Annotated in this window: 1 pseudogene; it reads left to right on the forward strand. The window is 63.1% G+C overall.

What is annotated here, in order from left to right:
- Window positions 1–300, forward strand: a pseudogene (glyA, locus tag ACOQFT_RS14400) (serine hydroxymethyltransferase); the annotation flags it as partial.
- Between the last annotated feature and the right edge of the window lies 1 nt (window position 301).

Below are 301 nucleotides of genomic sequence, written 5' to 3' on the forward strand. Positions count from 1 at the left end.
GGCGTCAAGGGCAACGCCACCGAAAAGGCTCTGGGCAGGGCGCATATCACCTGCAACAAGAACGGCGTGCCGTTTGACCCGGAAAAACCGACCATCACGTCGGGCATCCGTTTGGGTTCGCCCGCCGGCACCACCCGCGGCTTCGGCGAGACCGAATTCCGCCAGATCGCCGACTGGATCATCGAAGTGGTCGACGGCCTGGCCGCCAATGGCGAGGACGGCAACGACGCCGTCGAAGCCAAGGTCAAGGCCGAGGTCGCAGACCTCTGCGCCAAATTCCCGATCTATCCAAACCTGTAAG

This window comes from Ruegeria sp. MALMAid1280 (assembly GCF_049195285.1).
GTDB lineage: Bacteria > Pseudomonadota > Alphaproteobacteria > Rhodobacterales > Rhodobacteraceae > Ruegeria.